Annotated in this window: 16 protein-coding genes; 4 read left to right on the top strand and 12 right to left on the bottom strand. The window is 51.6% G+C overall.

Annotated features, from left to right (window positions below):
* Positions 1-68 precede the first annotated feature (68 nt).
* Complete coding sequence (locus IM700_RS19060; RefSeq protein WP_193418509.1) at positions 69-971, top strand: aldo/keto reductase; 903 nt, start codon at positions 69-71, stop codon at positions 969-971.
* 59 nt (positions 972-1,030) lie between these two features.
* Here the strand turns inward: IM700_RS19060 and IM700_RS19055 are convergent, their stop codons facing one another.
* Positions 1,031-2,185 (bottom strand): hypothetical protein, encoded by a 1,155-nt coding sequence (locus IM700_RS19055; protein WP_193418511.1) that lies wholly within the window; start codon positions 2,183-2,185, stop codon positions 1,031-1,033.
* A gap of 150 nt (positions 2,186-2,335) precedes the next feature.
* Here IM700_RS19055 and IM700_RS19050 point away from each other — a divergent pair, with 150 nt between their 5' ends.
* On the top strand, positions 2,336-2,842 hold the full coding sequence (locus IM700_RS19050) for a DUF3231 family protein (RefSeq protein WP_193418513.1): 507 nt from the start codon (positions 2,336-2,338) through the stop codon (positions 2,840-2,842).
* A gap of 35 nt (positions 2,843-2,877) precedes the next feature.
* Here IM700_RS19050 and IM700_RS19045 read toward each other — a convergent pair whose 3' ends face one another.
* The gene (locus IM700_RS19045; RefSeq protein ID WP_193418515.1) at positions 2,878-3,573 is read right to left on the bottom strand and encodes a 2-phosphosulfolactate phosphatase; all 696 of its coding nucleotides are present in this window, start codon (positions 3,571-3,573) and stop codon (positions 2,878-2,880) included.
* Between the two features lie 146 nt (positions 3,574-3,719).
* Here IM700_RS19045 and IM700_RS19040 point away from each other — a divergent pair, with 146 nt between their 5' ends.
* Together IM700_RS19040 and comA are read left to right on the top strand one after the other, a co-directional pair.
* Positions 3,720-5,030, top strand: coding sequence for an MFS transporter (locus IM700_RS19040; RefSeq protein WP_193418517.1), 1,311 nt, complete (start codon positions 3,720-3,722; stop codon positions 5,028-5,030).
* A gap of 111 nt (positions 5,031-5,141) precedes the next feature.
* Positions 5,142-6,005 carry a phosphosulfolactate synthase gene (comA, locus tag IM700_RS19035; protein WP_193418519.1) on the top strand — a complete coding sequence of 288 codons (864 nt, stop codon included), beginning with the start codon at positions 5,142-5,144 and terminating at the stop codon, positions 6,003-6,005.
* 88 nt (positions 6,006-6,093) lie between these two features.
* On the opposite strand, the gene IM700_RS19030 is transcribed toward comA, so the two are convergent.
* The 10 genes from IM700_RS19030 to IM700_RS18985 form a co-directional block, all read right to left on the bottom strand.
* Complete coding sequence (locus IM700_RS19030; protein ID WP_193418521.1) at positions 6,094-6,507, bottom strand: hemerythrin domain-containing protein; 414 nt, start codon at positions 6,505-6,507, stop codon at positions 6,094-6,096.
* Positions 6,508-6,543: 36 nt separating this feature from the next.
* On the bottom strand, positions 6,544-8,046 hold the full coding sequence (locus IM700_RS19025) for a nitrate/nitrite transporter (protein ID WP_193418523.1): 1,503 nt from the start codon (positions 8,044-8,046) through the stop codon (positions 6,544-6,546).
* Between the two features lie 192 nt (positions 8,047-8,238).
* Positions 8,239-8,757 (bottom strand): hemerythrin domain-containing protein, encoded by a 519-nt coding sequence (locus IM700_RS19020; RefSeq protein ID WP_193418525.1) that lies wholly within the window; start codon positions 8,755-8,757, stop codon positions 8,239-8,241.
* A gap of 14 nt (positions 8,758-8,771) precedes the next feature.
* Positions 8,772-9,419, bottom strand: coding sequence for a response regulator (locus IM700_RS19015; RefSeq protein ID WP_193418527.1), 648 nt, complete (start codon positions 9,417-9,419; stop codon positions 8,772-8,774).
* Positions 9,420-9,475: 56 nt separating this feature from the next.
* Positions 9,476-10,537 (bottom strand): sensor histidine kinase, encoded by a 1,062-nt coding sequence (locus IM700_RS19010; protein ID WP_193418529.1) that lies wholly within the window; start codon positions 10,535-10,537, stop codon positions 9,476-9,478.
* Positions 10,534-10,992, bottom strand: coding sequence for a GAF domain-containing protein (locus IM700_RS19005; protein ID WP_155606038.1), 459 nt, complete (start codon positions 10,990-10,992; stop codon positions 10,534-10,536). The genes IM700_RS19010 and IM700_RS19005 overlap by 4 nt, the downstream gene beginning before the upstream one ends.
* A 28-nt stretch (positions 10,993-11,020) precedes the next feature.
* Entirely contained in the window at positions 11,021-11,719 is a 699-nt protein-coding gene (gene narI / locus IM700_RS19000; protein ID WP_193418531.1) for a respiratory nitrate reductase subunit gamma, read from the bottom strand.
* Entirely contained in the window at positions 11,706-12,281 is a 576-nt protein-coding gene (gene narJ, locus IM700_RS18995) for a nitrate reductase molybdenum cofactor assembly chaperone (protein WP_193418533.1), read from the bottom strand. Before narJ ends, narI begins: the two co-directional genes overlap by 14 nt.
* Complete coding sequence (gene narH / locus IM700_RS18990; protein WP_155606040.1) at positions 12,274-13,821, bottom strand: nitrate reductase subunit beta; 1,548 nt, start codon at positions 13,819-13,821, stop codon at positions 12,274-12,276. The genes narJ and narH overlap by 8 nt, the downstream gene beginning before the upstream one ends.
* The gene (locus IM700_RS18985) at positions 13,811-17,488 is read right to left on the bottom strand and encodes a nitrate reductase subunit alpha (protein WP_193418535.1); all 3,678 of its coding nucleotides are present in this window, start codon (positions 17,486-17,488) and stop codon (positions 13,811-13,813) included. The genes narH and IM700_RS18985 overlap by 11 nt, the downstream gene beginning before the upstream one ends.
* Between the last annotated feature and the right edge of the window lie 33 nt (positions 17,489-17,521).

The raw sequence follows: 17,521 nt of genomic DNA, 5'->3' as shown, positions 1-17,521 counted from the left end.
ATTGAACATGCTATGATGTCTTTTATAGTTCAAAGAAACTCATCCTTCTATCGAAAGGAGTTCTGCAGATGAAAATGAACCGTTTGGGCTCCTCCGACCTAATGGTTAGCGAAATCGGACTAGGCTGCATGTCGCTGGGAACGGATGAGTCGCATGCGATCGCCCTGATCCACGAGGCGCTGGACCGAGGAGTTAACTTTCTTGATACCGCCGATCTTTACGATGCCGGAACCAATGAGGAAATCGTCGGCAAAGCGATCAAGGGACGCCGGGATCAAGTCATTCTAGCGACCAAAGTCGGCAACCGACGGATTTCCGGTCAAGATGGCTGGAGCTGGGATCCGTCCAAAGCGCATATCCTGTCGGCGGTCAAAGACAGCCTGCGTCGGCTGGGCACGGATTATATTGATTTGTATCAACTTCATGGCGGAACGATCGAGGATCCGATCGACGACACGATCGAAGCGTTTGAACAATTGAAGAAAGAAGGCGTCATCCGGGAGTACGGAATTTCTTCCATTCGTCCGAACGTGATTCGCGAATACGTCTCTCGTTCCTCAATCGTCAGCGTCATGAATCAATACAGTATCGTGGATCGGCGTGGTGAAGAGGCTGCCTTTCCGCTGCTTCAGGAGCACCGGATCAGCGTGATCGCCCGTGGGCCGCTATCAAGCGGAGCGCTGGCAGCGAACCGAGTACCTTCCAAAGGCGTGCTGGATTACGAGCTGGGCGAGCTTCGTGAACTGCGCCGAAAGCTGCAGGAGCTGGAAACCCCGGAACGCAGCCTAACGCAGCTGGCCATCCGTTACTCGCTATCCCATCCGGCAGTGGCCGTGGCCATTCCCGGAGCCAGCTCTCGTGAACAGCTGTTGCAGAATCTGACCGCGGCCGACATCTCCGAGCTAAGCGCCCAGGAAGTTGAGTTGATTCGCAGCTTGAGTATAGCAAATCAATATACGGTGCACCGTTAATCTAAAATGAAGAGCAGGCCATTCCAAGTGAACGGCCTGCTTTTTTGTTGCGATTCAGGTTATTTGACGGGGATCCATTCGATCCCCCAGTCGGAAATCAGACGGTTTAAAGCATGGACATTGAGATATAACCGATCCCCCATGATCTTCGAGTTCGAACGGTCGACTTGAATGGACTGGGTTCCCGTGGAAACCGTATAACGGTAGGTTTTCATATCGCTACCTGCACTCCGCTCAACTTTCCACTTCAGACTTTCGGACACGGGTCGAAGAGGAACATATAGCTCTCGGTTAAGGCCAAAAAAAACGAACGGCAAAGCGATTTTCATATCGTTTACTGTCAAATTAGCCTCCCCCTCTTGAACGTATTCCAGCGTTTTGACCGGCAGCTGATTGGCTTCCAATTCGTCCGGGACTTCAGGTGCTTTTGTCGCGGCCGAGCCTTGTACTCGATCATAGAAAGCTTGAACCTCTTGATCGGTTACGCTCCGAACCTTCCGAGTATGCACATCGTATAGATGCGTTTTCCGGGTAGATTCGTTATAAGCCAGCAAGAGTTCTCCTCGCTGTTCGTCATACCCCAGCAAAGAAGCCAGCAATAAACGATGCGTTTCCTGTGTATCGGGATTCATGCGAACGATTTCGTTCTGCTTGGCCGTCTCGCTATACCGCTCCATAAGCAAGGAGCCGTCCGGAAGCCAATAGGTCACAGGCCATTCTCCACTGTCGGAGACCTGACGGATGACTCCGTTCTGGTTGTTTTTCACGAAAAGGGCAACCTGCTTAGAACCCCCCTCGAAATGCATCACCTTACGAGTCCCGAATTTCCCGCTGGGTGAGTTCTGATATCCTGTTTTCCCCACCAACCGGTCTCCGGCCGTATCCAGATAGACTTCGCCGAAAGGTTGGGGAGTTAGGCCTTGCGTCATGACACGCACATAGGGACTCATTTCCTCTCCCCACAGCTCGCGGACGGTATCGGGCAACACATACCAATTTCCGTCCTCGGTCCGGGAGAGGACCTTCCGTTCAGATTTGCCGTCATCCGTTGTTAAATAGCCATTATAGTATGCTTCTTTGGTTTCCGGGTTCGTATAGGCATGGTAAAACGCCGCATCCGCGGCAGCTGCCGTACTTGCGATCATCGTCCAGGCCAAAGTTGTCGCTAGAACACCGTAAACCGCTGGTCGCAGCCGAATGTTGCCTAATTTCATTCTCGTTTCTCCTTTCACCTCAATCTATTTAGTATAGACGACGAATGGTGGAGAAAGTTACGACGTTTACAAACCGAATCATACAACTCATGAACGGGAGACATACTACGGACGAGCAAATCAATATGACGAAGCAAAGGAGATTCTTTCATGGGTGTGTTAGATGGTAATCCGAAGCATGAGCCGATGCATTACGGCGAAATATTCACCCTATGGGAAAGCTCGATGGCGGCCAAGATGATCTTGTCCTGCTACCAGCTGTTCACGTATCATGCCGGTGACAAAGATTTAAAAGAGATTTTAAAGGATCTGATGGATCAAGCCAAGCTGGAAATCAAAGAATTGGACAAGTTGTTAACGGACAATGGGATTACCCCCTCCCCGATGCTGCCGGAACGGCCGGAAGCAAAGCTGGAGGATATCCCGCCAGGCGCTAGATTTGCCGATGCGGAAATCGGGGCGAAGATTGCCATGGATACCGCCGCTTCATTAGCGGGCTGCAGCGGGGCGATGGGGTTGTCGATCCGTGAGGATATCGGCGCACTGTTCGCCAAATACCATGCAACCAAAACCGCGCTGGGACTAAGAATCTTGCGTATGAGCAAGGAAAAAGGCTGGCTGATTCCTCCCCCGCTGCAAGTCAAGAAACCCGAGTAATCACTAATGAAGGGAGAATCCTTTGCGACTCTCCCTTAATTTACATCCTCCCGTTCAATGATCGGGATTCCGTCGCGAATCGCTACTTTCATGACGAATTCCGCAGATCGCTCCTGTAAGCACAATTCCAAATCCTCGGGTAGAAACGCCGGCTGCTCCGGATCGAAAAACTTGGCCGCTGCCGACGATCCGCGTATGCGCTCCAAGGTTTGCGCCGCAGTTGGTCTACCGTCTCCACTTAATATCCCGGCGATATATTCCGCGCAAGCCAGATCGTCATCCCCCGTCGGATGCGAAGCGATCAAGTGCAGCGACAGTTCGGGGCCCGAGCTCATGAGCCGGCTTTTGATCCATGCCGCCGTCGTGGCCGCATTAGAGAACCCCGTTACAAAAATGTGCTTGGCGTTCAAAGAGTTCAAAGTGGCCTCTACGCCATTCGTTGTTTTTTGAATCAACGTTTTTCCGGCTAGGTCAGCTAGCGCGATCCGAGCAGGCGAATTATCCAAATCAAAACCCGGAATAGGCAAGCCATTAATTTCTCCCGCCAGCAAGAAATCGGGATGGTCCCGTTTGAAATGAAACGCCTCTTCCAGCGAACCAGCCAATATAATCCTTTGAGCTCCCCGGATAAAAGCGTAATGGGCCACCGTAAAAGCCCGGATCACATCGATCACCACATGGACCTCCGCATCCGCCAGCCGGTGGTTATTTCCCTGTATGATTTGGATCATGGTTCCCCTACCCTTTCTGTTTTGAACATTACCAGCTTATGCCTGATGGGTGGGAAGCCGTGCTAATGGATGCATACCCGATTTCCGAATGACAAATAATGAACGTATTCATTGTGTTTCGAATTCAATCATGAGGAGCTAAACCCATGAATAACACCAAAACGAGGAAAAGGCTGCAAATCACATTCCAAAGCGACATTTCGTTTCCCGAGGAGGAGTCGACAGAGGGAGCCAAGGAGAAAGCGGAAGCCTCGGAGCAGAGCGGGTCAAAAGGGCGGATATGGGAGTTCATGGCCATCGCTACCATCCCTATTGTGCTTGTGTTCGGTAACTCGATGCTGGTGCCCGTCCTTCCGGAAATGCAACGGCAGTTGCAAATCAGTAAATTTCAAAGCAGCTTGATCATTTCGATTTTCTCTTTGGCGGCGGGCTTGTTCATCCCGGTAATTGGTTATCTATCCGACCGGTTTGGACGTAAGAAAATCATCATTCCCGCATTGATCGTTTACGGAGGTGCCGGGGTTTTGGCGGGATTCGGGGCGATATGGAACTCATATACCGTCATTATCACGGCGCGGGCCATTCAGGGCATGGCGGCTGCAGGTACAGCACCCATTGCCATGGCGTTAGTAGGCGATTTGTATAAAGGCGGAACGGAAAGTAAAGCTTTGGGATTGATTGAAGCATCTAACGGCGTTGGCAAAGTGCTTAGCCCAATTATCGGTTCGTTGCTGGTGCTGATCGTTTGGTATGCTTCTTTTTTCGCGTTCCCCGTATTCTGTGCCCTCTCGCTGTTCGCCGTGATGTTTCTGATCAAGGAACCTCAGTTGGGCGAGAAACAGCCATTGAAGTCCTACATCCATAAAATCGGTCAAATTTTCCGTAAAAAAGGGAGCTGGTTGATCACTTCCTTTTTCGCAGGTTCTTTAGGGCTGTTCATTTTGTTTGGCGTTTTGTTTTACTTATCCAATACCTTGGAAGAGGCTCCTTACCATATCGACGGAGTCCTAAAAGGCGCGGTTTTAGCCATCCCCCTGCTCGGCATGGTCATCACTTCTTATACGACGGGCAGCCTGATCAAGAAGAAAGGCCTGTTAATCCGCTGGCTGATGAACATCGGGCTGATTATGATGACGCTTGCGCTGGCGGCGACGATATTCTTCTTCAAGAACATTTATGTATTTATCGGCTTACTCACAGTCAGCAGTATCGGAACCGGCCTTCTCCTGCCGTGCTTAAATACGATGATTACCGGCGCGGTGCAAAAGAGCGAACGCGGCATGATCACGTCGCTGTACAATAGCCTGCGGTTTTTAGGCGTTGCCTTTGGTCCGCCCCTGTTCGGATGGATGATGGACATTTCCGACCGTGTCGTGTTTATCACCGTGTCTTGCTTATCCCTGGTCACCTTGGGGCTGGTGTTTTTCCTGATCAAACCTCCTCGTCAAATCAGCTGATCTTTCACCAATATTTGTTAATTCCATGGGCACCTGCTGCGATGAATTCGCATATGATGCCTATGTCATCGGTGAAACGATAAGTTAACAAGGAAACGAGGAGATTCCAGTATGAAGAGTACCTTACGTGCCGTCTGGCCTGCCGAGTTATTTGATCCGAGCGGACTACGTCAGACCATCGAGCCGGAAGGAAGTTTGCCCGAATTGCAGGTTACCGGTCCCGGCCTGACGATGGTGATCGATAAAGGACTCGGGCGGACCGCCTTCACAGATTTCATTGAACTGGCTGCGGGTTACGTAAATTGCATCAAATTCGGCTTTGGTACAGCCCCGCTCTACAGCACGGAGTTATTGATGTACAAAATTAACCTTGCCAAGCAGCATGGGATTATGGTGATGCCTGGCGGGACGCTGTTAGAGACGGCGGTTCAGCAGGAAGTTGTCTCGGGCTTCTTCAATACCATTTGCCAGCTTGGCTTTAATGGCATCGAAGTGTCTGACGGCACGATTGAGCTCCCTCGTAAACGCCGTACCGAGCTGATTCAGGAAGGTAAAAACCGGGGGCTTCGAGTCGTCACCGAATTTGGCAAGAAACTAACCGGTTCCCTTATCGATGCCACTCATCTGGCAGAGACCCAGGAAGCCGATCTCAAAGCCGGAGCCGAGCTGATGACTGTGGAAGCACGCGAATCGGGGATGGGCGTCGGCATTTTTGATGATCATGGCGAATGTCGCCAGGATATTTTGGACAATATCCTCAAATTCGTACCCGATTCAACCAGACTGATGTGGGAAGCCCCGCTAAAACATCAGCAAGTGCTGCTGCTTCGCAAATTCGGCGCGGGCGTACATCTAGGCAACATCCAGCCGCCGGATATTCTGTCGCTCGAAACGATGCGGCGGGGACTCCGTCAGGACACGTTCGAATTCGGCCTCCGGCAGAAGCCGGCCGAAGAGTGTATCTATGTGATTTAGCAAAAAATAATCGGCCAGGTAGAGCCCACCTGGCCGATTATTTTCTTTGTTGGCTTAGTTGCCCCATCCCTTTCCATTTCTCAAGGGGTTAGAACAACAACCGTTCCTCTTCCTGACTATGAACTTCATTAATCTCAAGTAAGGCATACAGCTTATGGAGAAGAATCTTACTGAATCCATTTGATTCACGCAGCTGATGGATGTTTTTTACCACAATTCTCATCAACTCATGATCCCGTTTCAATTGCAGTACCGTTTCTTGGAGCGTTGGATTCTTCTCGACGACTTCTTGGTAGAAACCGTCCTCTTCCGCATCCGCATGGCTTAGAATCCGTGACTCCCAGTAATCCAGCAATTCTACCATCGCCTGATCTGCCATCTCCAGGTTCCCATTTGTGTACAGACTTTCGACTTCCTCCGTTTTCGACCGAGCTCCAGCCAAACCTCCGGCGTGAATGGCTTGATGAGCGTGCCGTTGCCGTAATGATGGACCAACCGGCATAATTTCCCCTCCCCCTAATTAAATCTAAACCATTTCTTATTTCTCCGCTTTTCCTTCCGGAAGCTCAGAGAACGTCCCGACATAACGAATATCTTCCCCCGATTTGTCCTTCACGGCGCTGATATTTAACCATTGCAGATAAGTTTCGCCGTTTTTACGCTTGTTCCAGATTTCGCCCTGCCACATACCGGTTTCTTTGATGCTCTTCCACATCTGCGCATAGTAATCAGGGGATTGACGGTCTGCCCGCAGAATACTTGGCTTCTGCCCCACCGCCTCCTCTTCTTCAAACCCTGTCACCGAGGTGAACGCCGGGTTGATCGCCACAATGGTGCCTTTGGGATCCGTCACCAGAATGCCCTGAGCCGTATTATTGAATACTTCCGAGGACAAGCTCAGCTTGTCGGAATAGATCATCCAGAGCACGAGAATCAGGCTGGCTAAAGCTACCTGGGACAGTAGCATGAACCCAATGGAATACTGACCCGTCACCGAGTGGATATAGGACAACAACAGCGGCGGGAAAAATCCACCTAGTCCGCCCATCATCGAGACAATCCCGTTCACGATCCCAGCCTGCTTATTGAAATACTGTGGTACCAGCTTGAAGATGACCCCATTCCCCGCGCCGGCAACCATCGCGATCACCAAACAGCCAACCGTGTACAGCGTAAATGTCGGAGAAAAGGCCAGCACGATGGCCGCCAGCGTAAAGCCTGCAAATACGATGATCAACAACATCAAGGCATTAAACCGATCCGCCAACCAGCCGCCGATCGGACGCATAAAGGTTGCAAGAGCAATAAATCCGGCCGTACGCATGCCCGCATCCACTTTGGTCAGTTCAAAATTCGTCACCAAAAAGTTCGGCAGATATACGGTGAACGCCACAAACGACCCAAACGTGATAAAGTACAGCAGCGAGAACAACCAGAGCTTTTCATTCTTGTACACGCCCTTGATTTGTTCCATCATAGCGGTCTTCACCTTCGGCTCTTTACGGTCACCAAAGAAGAGATTCAACGCCGCAAAGACCAGCAGAAGGATCAAATACAACTTGACGGTGGCCGACCAGCCGATTTGCGTTGCTATGACCGGGGCGGAGAACGAAGTGACCGCGGTCCCCAAGTTTCCGAGACCATACACGCCATTGACCAAACCGTGTCGCTCTTTCGGGTAATACTTTGGCAGTGAAGTAACGCCTACGGAGAACACAGCCCCGCCAATCCCGAGAAACAACCCGCCGATGATCAAATCAACGTACGTTTTGGCTTCACTAATGTAATACACGGGAAACAGCAGCAAGATGAAGCTGATCAAGAAGACGATCCGCGCCCCAAAGATGTTAGCATAATACCCTATCGGGATACGCAAAACAGAACCCAATACGACGGGAATTGCCGTAATGATCGCAACCTTGTCGGCGGGAACCTGAATATCGTCACCCATGAAAGAAAGGAGCGACGAAATGATCACCCATACCATAAAACCGACAATCAGATTTAATGTTTGCAGTGGCAATTGAACTTTTCTAATCAAATTAGATCACCTTTTTCAAATGACTTCGGAATGACCATCGAATTCCCCACCCGTATTTTAGCTGATTCCCTAAGCGGGCCTGAATAGGGTTTTCCCCCATTTGCTCCGAGAAACTCCCTACCGGTCCAATTTGGACACAAAAAAGCCCATAAGCACCGGTTGATGTTTATGGGCTGCTCATTGAATGGGAATCTATTCAACAATCAGGGTGTATAGCTCCTTATTCAACTGCTCTCGTTCTGCCGGCTTCATGACCTGTCTGGTCATCGGGAACAACACCGTCTCTTCTTTGACGAAATGCACGGTCAAAATTTCAAATGCTTCCCCCGCGTCCCGAGACAGAGCCTTCATTTCCTCCAGCGAAAACTCACCGTTAGCATAATGAAGGAAATGGTCGATATATGCGAAAATCTCCTCATGTTCCTGTTCGATCGAAACAATCGGACCTTGATCATATCCTATATGTTTCCCCAATCGCGGAAAAAAATAAGTCTCTTCTTTTTGAAAATGCTTGCGCAAAGGTGATTTGAATTCGCGGATCAATTCACACAAACGCGTGAACTGTAGTTTGGCCTGGTCCGAGGAATAGCGATCGTTCTGAAAATCCAGTACGATCGTATGCCATTCGTTCATTAAACTAGCCAAATACCGGTGTTCATTCTCTAAAATACGCATGGCGGGCAATTCGCTATGCAGTGTTCTTTGTTCCATATTACCAGCCTCCGTTAAAAATCCAGCAGCTTTTTCTTAATGGCATATTCCACCAGCTCGGGTCTTGATTTCAAATTTAGCTTTTCCATGATTTTGGCTTTATGGGCCTCAACGGTTTTCACGGAGATGTGCAGCATTTCGGCGATCTCCTTGTTTCCATACCCTTTGGCAACCAGGGGTAAGATCTCGATTTCACGGGTGGACAACAGTTGATACGGGTTACTCTCATCTGCCTGCTGATCGTGGTTTACAAATTCACGGACAAGGGAAGACGCGAGCTTCGGATGGATATAAACGCCACCTTGATGCACCATACGAATGGCCGAGACAAGCTGTTCGTCCGGGGAATTCTTCAGGACATATCCGCGTGCGCCTTTCTTAAGCACATGAAATAAATACTCCTCGTCATCGTGCATCGTCAAGATAATGATATGGGTCTCGGGAAAATCCTCGTGGATTTTGGCCGTTGCAATCAAGCCGCTTTCTCCCGGAGGCATGCTGAGATCCATCAGCAAAATGTCCGGGCGGTGTTTAGCCACCATTTTGTAGGCCTCAATCCCGTCGGCGGCCGTCGCCACCACTTCCATATCCTCTTGAAAATTGATGATCATCGTAAAACCGCTCCGGACGACAGCGTGATCATCCGCGATTACCACCTTCACAGAACCTTCCCCCTTGCCCTCGAAAGTTAACCCTACCTACTGGGCGCTATGGCCGCCTACAGAGAGAACGCTCCGAACGGAACTCGCAAATGGACCGTTGTGCCTTCCCCCGGTTTAGAGGTAATGGAGATTTCGCCGCCTACGAGCTCGGCTCGCTCTTTCATCCCATAGATCCCAAGTCCGGTTCCCTTTGGATCGTTCGTATTCACGTCGAATCCGTTTCCCTGATCGGAAACCATGAGCTCCAGCAAATGCGCCGAAGCAAACAGACGCACGTTAATCTCGTCAATATCGGCATATTTCAAGGCATTAAGTACCGATTCCTGGCATACCCGGTAAACGACCGTTTCCACTTCACTGTTAAAACGCTGACCGCCGAGCTCCGCAACAAATCGTACCAGCACGCCATAATTTTTCTCAATCCATTTAAAATGAGAACGGAAGGCCGCGTCTAGGCCGAGATCATCCAGCGAAGCCGGCCGCAGCTCCACCGACAGGTTGCGGATTTGCTCCAGCAACCGGGTGAGCGAGGCTTCGGTTTGCTGGATTTTTTGCAGAGCCTCTTCTTGTACGTTCAAATATTTGAGCACCCGCAGGTCCACCAGCGAGCTAATCAACTCTTGCGCTACGCTGTCGTGCAGTTCGCGGGAAATCCGCTTACGTTCGTCTTCCTGGGCCTTAATGACGCTCTTCATCATCGTGTTCTGATTGAGCAACTGCTGCGTCATAAGTTGATTCGTCAAATCGCGCAAGGTAAGCACCCGGATGCCCGCCGCCGTATCTACGGTTTGAAAGCTGGCGGAGAACGGCAGCACACCTTTGGTTTTCGTCTCCAGATAGAGCTGGAAGGAGCTGAAGTCCTTCTCCGTGTTGGACAGATAGCAATTTAAGCAAGACATCGGTTCTTCTTCACTGGTGTAGCCCCGGCAGGAGAAGCAAAACGAATTGCTGTCCGGTCCGGCTGGTTCCTCCAGCACTCGGCGATCCAGAAGACGTTCGGCCCGAGAATTCATCGCCATGACCCGATGTCCGGCATCAAAGAAAATAATAGCATCGGAGCTGTGTTCAAATTGTTTCTGAAGCAGCTCGATCGGTATATTCAAGGATGAAGGATTCATGGGTTCAGCTCCTTGATTTCAAAATCGCCAAACCTGCCTTGAAGCCATTCATACAACCGGCGTAACTCTTCGTGCGACATTCGATTCTCTTCCCGATAACCAGTCAAGAGCACACCCTCGACCCGATCCGTCAAATACAAGGGGATCGCCGCCAAGCTGGTTAACCGTTCCGATATTAATATCGGATAATTGTACATCTCTTGGGGTTCGAGCCCGTCGGTGACATTTGCAACCAGCATGGGACTGCCGGTTTTGAATACGATGCCGGCAATCCCTTTACCCGACTGGAGAACGATGCGTTTATATCGATTGTTCAAGTTGCCCGAGGCATACTTCCAGGTAAGGACGAAATCGTTAACGGCCGACTCGGCAAACGCCAGCGACACGAAGTCATACCCCATCTGTTCTCTTAATTGATCAATAAGTACCTGGTAGCAACTGGAGGTTGGATTCATGTATTCGTCTCCCTAAACTTCAAAATCCTTAACGTCCCGCAGTATGCGAGCGATTCTTCCTATAAAGGATATAGCTTCTCCGGGCATAATTCAAGGGCACGCTCCAGACATGGACGAGACGAGTAAACGGCCACAAGGCAAAGATCAGAAACCCCGCCAAAATGTGGATTTGAAACGAAATTGGCACCTCTGCCATATAAGAGGCCTCCGGCCGGAAGATAAGCAGGTTGCGGAACCAAATAGAGATCGTCTCCCGATAATCAAAATCCGGCTGCACATTATTCGTGACCAGCGTGGAGAACATCCCCATAAATACGATAAACAGCAACAGTCCGTTCACGATCATATCCGAGGCAGAACTGAGGTGGCGTACGTTCTTTATGGTCAAACGGCGCATGGTCAGGATCAGCATCCCGGCAAACGTGATTACGCCGAACATCCCTCCTCCATACATGGCGCCAAGGTGATACATATGCTCGTTGACGCCTAGAGCGGCCATCCACTCCTTAGGAATGCCTAAACCGGCGACATGTCCCATGATGACCGGAATGATCCCGATGTGAAACAACATACTGCCTAACATGAGTCGTTTCTTCTCCATAAATTCACTGGATTTCGCCGTCCAATTAAACTGGTCGTAACGGTAGCGGAATAGATGTCCTACCACGAACGTTGCCACGCATAAATACGGGAAGATGACCCATAGAAATTGCTCAAACAGACTCATGAACCTTCACCTCCTGTAACAAGCACAACTTAAACGTTTCCCGGAGGGCCTTGACGAGCTCATAATAAGGGTTTCCCTTTTGCTCCAGCGATTTCATCAACTGGTACGTGCCATCCTCCAGAATCGTTAACACCGTAAACATCCCTGTCTCGCTATGCGGATGTCCCTGCCAATTCGCTGCAGACAAGAATTCCAACATCAGCGGCAGGAAATCCGGCAATTCCCGGTCGATCATTTCCATGCCGAACATTTCGTAAACCGCTTTAAGTGAGGTAAGCAATTGACCGCGATCTTTGGAATCCTCGTATTTAAAAAATGTCATATACAGCGTAGACGACTTTTCAAAATCAAACGTGTCCACGTAAAGCTCCTCGATCTCTTCCATGCTGAGCGCAAGCATCTGCTCCCGATATTTCGTTACCGGCTCCATCACCGTCGATGGCAGAACCTCATCCCCGCTTTCGCGGATCGATGCGAACATCTCTTTATCAGGGTAGACGAGCTGCCCGGCAAAGAAGCCGAACAACTCGCGGTTTTCATCCAGTTTCGCCAGATCAATCACGCCAGATCCCCCCGTAGAAGTTTTGTTCGTACAGATCCCGGCCACTTTTGCCGTGATTAGCCGGAATTGGAGTTGCCGGGCCGCATCCGTCACAATCCATACCGAATCCTTCGGTGCCTTGGGACCGGTACGGATCCATGTATCCTTCCTTATGCGAAGTTGGGATCACAAAGCGATCCTCGTATTTCGCGATGGCCAGCAAACGATACATTTCCTCGATCTGCTGAGCGTTCAATCCGACGCGGGCCAAGCGGTTTTCGTCAAACGGCTTTTTGGAGAATTGTGCACGTTGGTATTGGCGCATCATCGCCATCCGTTGCAGGGCAATTTTGACGGTCGAAGTATCCCCTGCGGTCAGGAGATTGGCCAAATATTGAACCGGCGTTCTCATTTCTTCAATCGCTGGGAAGATCAGGTCCGGATTTTGAATCGAATCCTTGCCTTCAAAATGACTCATAATCGGGCTAAGCGGCGGTACATACCACACCATCGGTAACGTGCGGTATTCCGGATGGAGCGGGAACGCCAGCTTATATTCGATCGCAAGTTTATAAACCGGCGAATCTTGGGCCGCTTCGATCCATTCCTCGGACAAGCCGTCTTTGCGGGCTTGCTCGATTACTTTCGGATCATGCGGATCGAGGAACAAGCCGAGCTGCGCTTCGTACAAATCCTTCTCGTCCGGCGTGGAAGCCGCCTCTTGCACACGATCAGCGTCATACAATAATACGCCAAGGTAGCGAATGCGACCCGTACACGTCTCGGAGCACACCGTTGGAAGTCCGGCTTCAATTCTCGGGAAGCAGAACGTACATTTTTCCGCTTTATTCGTTTTCCAGTTGAAGTAGACCTTCTTGTAAGGGCAACCCGTCATACAGTAACGCCAGCCGCGGCAGGCTTCTTGGTCGACAAGGACAATCCCGTCCTCATCACGCTTGTAGATCGCGCCCGATGGGCAAGACGCCACGCAGCTTGGATTCAGGCAGTGCTCACACAATCGTGGCAAGTACATCATAAACGATTGCTCGAAGTTGAATTTAATTTCCTCTTCGATCTTCTCGATGTTCGGATCCTTAGGTCCGGTAATATGGCCGCCGGCTAGATCGTCTTCCCAGTTCGGCCCCCACTCCAGGTCCATCTTATCGCCGGTCACGGCGGATTTCGGCCGGGCGACCGGTTGGTGCTTCTTCTCTCCCGAATTCGTCAGCTTCTCGTAATCATAAGTCCAAGGTTCGTAGTAATCTTTCATTTCCGGCATATCCGGGTTATAGAAAATTTTACCGAGGGCGATTTTCGACAGCTTGCTGCCGGATTTCAGCTCCAGCTTGCCGTTACGCATCGTCCAGCCGCCTTTGTAGTGCTCTTGATCTTCCCACCGTTTCGGATAACCGATCCCCGGCTTCGTTTCGACATTGTTAAACCACATATATTCGGCGCCTTCCCGGTTCGTCCAAGTGCTCTTGCAGGTCACGCTGCAAGTGTGGCAGCCGATGCATTTGTCCAGGTTCAACACCATGGCGATTTGCGCTTTAATCTTCAAGCCAGTCGACCTCCTTCAGTTTGCGCACGGCAACGTAGACGTCACGCTGGTTGCCGATCGGTCCGTAGTAGTTGAAGCCGTAGCTGAGCTGGGCATAACCCCCGACGAGCTGCGTCGGCTTCAAGTGAATTCGCGTCGGAGCATTATGGCTGCCGCCTCGCTCTCCCGTGATTTCCGAACCCGGTACGTTGATGTGTTTATCTTGAGCGTGATACATAAACATCGTGCCCTTCGGCATCCGGTGGCTGACCACCGCTCTGGCCGTTACGACGCCGTTGCGGTTATAGACCTCCAGCCAATCGTTATCGTTAATCTGGTGCGCTTCCGCATCCTCGTTGCTGATCCACACGGTTGGACCGCCCCGGAACAAGGTCAACATGTGCAGATTATCCTGGTACGTGCTGTGGATGTTCCATTTGCCGTGCGGCGTCAGGTAACGCAATACCAATGCATCTTTGCCACCCTCAACCTGCTTGTCTCGCGGACCAAACACCATCGGCGGCAACGTCGGCTTGTAGACCGGCAACGCCTCCCCGAACTGCAGGAAGATTTGGTGATCCAGATAAAAATGCTGGCGTCCGGTTAACGTCCGGAATGGCACTAATCGTTCGATATTAGTCGTAAACGGGGAATACCGGCGTCCTGATTTGTTCGAGCCGCTAAATACCGGCGTTGGAATGACCTCCCGCGGTTGAGCGGTGATATTCGCGAACGTGATCCGTTCGGCTGCGCGGTCGGCGGAAATATCCTTTAATTCTACGCCCGTATCCTGTTCTGCGGATTCCCAGGCGCGTTGAGATACCTTCCCGTTCGTAGCCGAAGACAAATGCAGTACTGCATTGGCCGCTTGTCTCGCCGTACGCAGCTTCGGTCGACCGTTTTTGATCGTATCATCGATATAAGAGCCGTTGATCTTCTTCAAATCCTCATACTCTTCCTTGACGGAGAACGAGACTCCATGTGCGCCAACTTTGCCGGTTTCCAGGTTCGGACCCAGCGTGATGTACTTGTCATAAATCTTCGTATAATCGCGCTCGACCACGGTAAAGCCAGGCATCGTTTTGCCGAGGATCGGCTGGATCTCCCCACGTTTCCAATCCTTCACTTCCCCATAAGGTTGGGCGATTTCAGCCATCGAATCATGTCCAAGCGGCGAAGAAACCAGGTCTTTGTATACGCCTGGCATATGCTCCTTGGCCATTTCGGACAAGACGCTGGCGAGCGTCCGGTAAATATCCCAGTCGGTGCGCGACTCCCAGAGCGGATCGATCGCCGGGTTAAACGGATGCACGAACGGGTGCATGTCGGTCGAGGAGAGATCCACCTTCTCATACCAGGTTGCCGCCGGGAGAACGATGTCGGCATACATCGGTGTCGCCGTCATCCGGAAGTCAAGCGCTACAAGCAGATCCAACTTGCCTTCCACCTCATCGCGCCAAACGATTTCTTCCGGCTTCTCCTCATCGTTCGGGTTGGATAACAATCCGTTATGCGTCCCAAGCAAATGCTTCATAAAGAACTCTTGACCCTTCGCCGAGCTGGAGATCAGGTTCGAGCGCCAAACGAACAGCGAACGCGGGAAGTTCTCCGGCGCATCCGGGTCCTCCACAGCGAACTTCGTTTCACCGGATACCACTTGCTCGTATGCGTGTTGGATGATCTCAGCGTTGTCCGTCTTGCCCTGAGCCGCCGCTTCTTCGGCGAAGGCCAAGCTGCTCTTGTTAAACTGCGGATACGAGGGCAACCAGCCCAGCCGAGCTGCCAACACATTGTAATCCGCCGGATGACGGTACGGGATATCACCGCCGGTTGGCGATTTCAACGATTCCGCGCTCATCTCCTCGTACTTCCATTGGTCGGTGGCAAAATAGAAGAACGAAGTCGCGTTTTGCAGCCGCGCCGGCGCTTGCCAGTCGCGAGCAAATGCGATCGTCGACCAGCCTTCGATCGGCCGGCATTTCTCCTGCCCTACATAGTGAGCCCAGCCGCCGCCGTTAACCCCCTGCGAAGCCGTCAGCATCACCAAGTTCAGAATCGAGCGGTAGATCGTATCGCTGTTGAACCAGTGGTTGATCCCGGCGCCCATAATGATCATTGAACGCCCGCCCGTGTCCAGTGCGTTCTGCGCAAACTCGCGAGCGATTTGTACCACGAGCGACGCTTTGACGCCAGTGATCCGCTCTTGCCAAGCTGGAGTGTAATGCGACTCTGCGTCATCATATCCTTTGGCTGTATGGGTACTGCCCGGACGGGTTACTCCGTATTGACTAAGCATCAAATCATGAACCGTTGCGGCCAGACGGGTTGATCCATCGGCCAGAGTAACTGTTTTGGCCGGAATCGACCGGGTAAACGTACCGTTGCCGTCTGCGTCAAAGAAAGGGAATACGATCTCTGTCCATTCTCCGCCGTGCGACTCGACCGACAAAGCCGGCTCAATCCGGCTTCCGTCTTCCTGGTCGAGGATCAGGTTCCACTTGACGTCCTTCTCCCAGCGTTGGCCCATCGTTCCGTTCGGTACGACCAGTTCTCCCGCCGCTTCGTCATAAATAACCGGCTTCCATTCGGCATGCTCCGATGCCTGCCCCAAATCGCTTGCCCGCAAGAACCGGCCGGCTTTGTAGCTGCCTTCGTGCGGATCCAGCAAAATCAAGAACGGCATGTCCGTGTATTGTTTGGCGTAGTTCAAGAACATCGGTTCTTGGCGCTGTACATAAAATTCGTCCAGGATGACATGCGTCATCGCTTGAGCCACCGCTGCGTCCGTTCCCGGATGCGGAGCCAGCCAATTGTCGGCAAATTTCACGTTCTCCGCATGGTCCGGCGCTACGGATACCACCTTCGTCCCTTTGTAGCGAACCTCGGTCATGAAATGAGCATCCGGCGTCCGCGTCAGCGGAACGTTGGAGCCCCACATGATCAGGTATCCGGCGTTGTACCAATCGGACGACTCCGGCACATCGGTTTGTTCGCCCCAAATTTGCGGCGAAGCAGGCGGCAGGTCGGCATACCAGTCGTAGAAGCTGAGCATCTCGCCGCCCAGCAAGGAGATAAACCGTGCGCCCGAAGCGTAACTGATCATCGACATGGCCGGAATCGGTGTAAACCCGGCAATCCGGTCTGGTCCATATTTCTTAATGGTATAAAGTAACTGCGCCGAGATCAGTTGGGTGGCTTCTTCCCAGGTCACGCGCACATGGCCGCCTTTACCGCGCGCCTGTTTATAGGATTGGGAAGCTTCGGGATTCTCGACGATGCTGGCCCAGGCCTCCAGGGGGTTCCCGTGATGCCTGGTCATCGCCTCTCGCCACAGACGCAGAAGACGACCGCGCATATAAGGGTATTTCACGCGCAGCGGGCTGTATTCATACCACGAGAACGATGCCCCCCGCGGGCAGCCGCGTGGTTCGAACTCGGGCATGTCCGGTCCGCAGGACGGATAATCAATCTGCTGGTTCTCCCAGGTGATAATGCCGTTCTTCACAAATACTTTCCAACTGCAAGAACCGGTGCAGTTCACGCCATGCGTCGTCCGCACCACTTTATCGTGCGACCAGCGGCCGCGGTACATATTTTCCCATTCCCGGCTTTTCTCTTCGATTTTCGTCCAATTTCCTGAAATCGTCTCCGGTTTCTTAAAAAAACTAAGTCCTGATCTTCGTTTCACGGAAGTGTTCACTCCTTCATCGCTCAAATGAAT

It is taken from the genome of Paenibacillus rhizolycopersici (assembly GCF_014947195.2).
In the GTDB taxonomy this organism is placed as follows: Bacteria; Bacillota; Bacilli; order Paenibacillales; family Paenibacillaceae; genus Fontibacillus; species Fontibacillus rhizolycopersici.
The sequence above is the reverse complement of the archived record's forward strand: the minus strand, read 5'-3'. Positions and strand labels throughout refer to the sequence as shown.